At 42.3% G+C, this 2,598-nt stretch carries 3 protein-coding genes; all 3 read right to left on the bottom strand.

Features of this window, described 5'->3' with window-relative positions; genetic code table 11:
- Positions 1–179: 179 nt before the first annotated feature.
- The 3 genes from AB4Z33_RS30745 to AB4Z33_RS30735 all read right to left on the bottom strand — a co-directional run bounded on the left by AB4Z33_RS30745 (position 180) and on the right by AB4Z33_RS30735 (position 2,401).
- Positions 180–464, bottom strand: coding sequence for a hypothetical protein (locus AB4Z33_RS30745; RefSeq protein ID WP_442053540.1), 285 nt, complete (start codon positions 462–464; stop codon positions 180–182).
- A gap of 63 nt (positions 465–527) precedes the next feature.
- Positions 528–743 (bottom strand): hypothetical protein, encoded by a 216-nt coding sequence (locus AB4Z33_RS30740; RefSeq protein WP_442053539.1) that lies wholly within the window; start codon positions 741–743, stop codon positions 528–530.
- Between the two features lie 1,004 nt (positions 744–1,747).
- Positions 1,748–2,401 carry a hypothetical protein gene (locus AB4Z33_RS30735; protein ID WP_442053538.1) on the bottom strand — a complete coding sequence of 218 codons (654 nt, stop codon included), beginning with the start codon at positions 2,399–2,401 and terminating at the stop codon, positions 1,748–1,750.
- Positions 2,402–2,598: the final 197 nt, after the last annotated feature.

Genomic DNA, 2,598 nt, shown 5'->3' with positions numbered 1-2,598 from the left:
CTCCCATGGGGCAGCATCGCATTACAGATGATTTTACCATAAATTCCATTTAAGAGTTCTAAACAATCCTGCCAGTTAGCTAAACGAGGCTGCCGATTTATGTCGGCAGCCTCGTTTAAAGGATTGTTAAGCTATAGTTCTCCGATAGTTGAACATAGTTAAATATTATGCTAGCAATCTCATTCTGAAGGTTCAATGCTTTTTATAAAAGGAGATCGAAGTTTATTACTATGATAACTAATAAAATAACGATCACCCACTTCGATTAATGGTATTAGTAATTTTGTTGTTTTAATTTTTTCTATTGTTCCATCCGCTTTCTCAATGATGATAAAACCATTTCCTTTTTCTGTAACGGTGGCAACTGCAACACTACGAGCAAATACATTATTGTAATAAAATAGTGCAGCTACACATATGATGATTGCCAAGAACAGAACTGTCCTTATTGATTTTTTTGACACTATGAATCCCCCTATATTTCCGATTCATGAAAACATCCTTCTCAATTTTACCACAAATAAGTTTTAAGTTTCCATTTTATCCGCAACTTTCCTGCCCGTTACTTCAAAGAACAACGGCAGCCAATTGTGAAGCCGGCTGCCGTAACGTCCTGTTGAGCTATAGGTTGCAATAGGTAAGCGTTTGAAGTAATCTCCGGCTTTTCCCCTGCGCCACACCGGACGTGCCAGTTTCCCGGCATCCGGCGTTCCATCGTCTCCATTTGCCGTTATCTTTTTCAATGTGCTTCCGTCTGACTTTGTTGGGGCGGTAGTTCTTTAGCTTGTTTTGGATATCAAGGACTAGTTCGTCTTCGGACAGCTTTTGGATATCCGCAATGGTTTTGCCATCGGTTCCAGATGTCCGCGATCCTTTATTCGATTTCATCGTTCGATAGGCGAGGAGGATGTTTTCTCTGGATGTGATGACATCGTACAGTTTCGAGAAGATTTCCTTATTCGCAGCTCTATCGTACAACGTTGTGAATGTATCCGTCATGCCGTAGTAATCCCAGTATCGTAGAGCCTGCACTGTGGCATCCCTCCCTAGTAGAGGTGATGTTCCCACGTTCCTACCCGATCGGTGCAATTCACGTTGGAAAATGATCGTTCGTTCCATTAGACTTGGGGCTGTTCCTCCACTCCCATTACAGAAGGTTCATCAGTCGTGCCCCTGCCCTCTCAAGGATAAATGCATTTCGGCAAAGCCTTATAGCAACCGTTTCGGGTGACAGCCCTTGAAGCAACGTTCCTTGTTTTCCAAGTCCCTTACGACCTAGCTATCCATTCAGGACGTAGGTGCTTCCTCTAAGCCTGTGAGTTGGAAGCTGCCATTGTTCAGCATAGCGTATTTCATATGATAAATTCTTACTCAACGCCACTCACACCATCGCTTGATGGCCCGTATGTTTCCATACGTTCTAACTTTAGACCAGTACATTCGGAAGTTCGTCAGTTCAAGAAAGTGAACATTCTCACCATATCCAGTTTTTCAGCCGCGCAGCATATCCATTGGCATACCTTTCCGTGAGGTGGCTTCAGCCTCTGTTCTGCCGACTCCACCTGTACTTCACACCCCATGCCCTGTCAGGCATGACGCATGCAGGAGTATTGGCGGGATGGTTTCAGGATACATGGTTCCGTCATTCCCATCCTCGGTTGTAAAGTTGAGATTAAGTTTTACTCTTCTGCACTTCACGCCAGCTGGCGCTTATAGCAGAACTTGTCGTACTTCTCCGTTAGTTCCATCATCTGAACTGAGCTGCTTTATTTCGAGAAAGCCAATCGACTACAAAATCAAACAATTCAATTGAGTAAGTATGTGTATTTGGGGTACTTGGAATTGACGTTATAATTTCCTCAACATTTTTATCAATGCTCACGGAATCAATAAAACAGACTAGACCAGGAACTTCTTTGTTAAGCGCTTCGAAATAATGTTTTTGTGGTAGGATGAACTGTAAATTCATCTCAAAACCCCCTCGTCTCCTCGAGGAGTCTGCTTTTTTCCGTTTAATTAGTTCTTCCTCATTACAACCGTGTACATAATAACGATCGGGGAACCCGATTTTTTKGTCTAGTATCAGTTTTCGATAGTAATCGGCTACAAACTCTAACGACTGATTATCAAATAAAGTAAAATCATACGCCCAGTTATACCAGAGAGGTTGAAATAAATCTATATCGATTACAACAAATGAATGGTTATTCCTGTTTTCCAAGGCTATTCTCCATCGGTCCGCCTGACGTTCAAACCACCATTCTCTATATTCAGGGTTCGGTCGTTCTTTCCACCAAGTATTGATTTCTGGAATGTGAAAAGCCCCGTGACTGGTAGCCAATTCAGAAGAGGTACTTGTTTTTCCTACAGCACTTGCGCCCTCAATACTTATAATGGTCATTCCGTCTCCTCCTTTGTGCTTTTAACAAATCCGTTTCTCATTTCCTTTTATTGTATATTCGTTATTTTCCCCTTCTTTCCTTCATTCTTGATTGAGTTAACTTGCCCTTTCGTATTATGAGATCAACCATTTCTTTCTGGTTGATCCTTTTTGCATTAGCTTCGAGGATTAGAGTAGCCGGGTCGAACGTACCTGCC

The organism is Paenibacillus sp. 2TAB19 (assembly GCF_052115185.1).
In the GTDB taxonomy this organism is placed as follows: domain Bacteria; phylum Bacillota; class Bacilli; order Paenibacillales; family Paenibacillaceae; genus Pristimantibacillus.
This window is presented reverse-complemented; position numbering and strand designations above follow the sequence as displayed.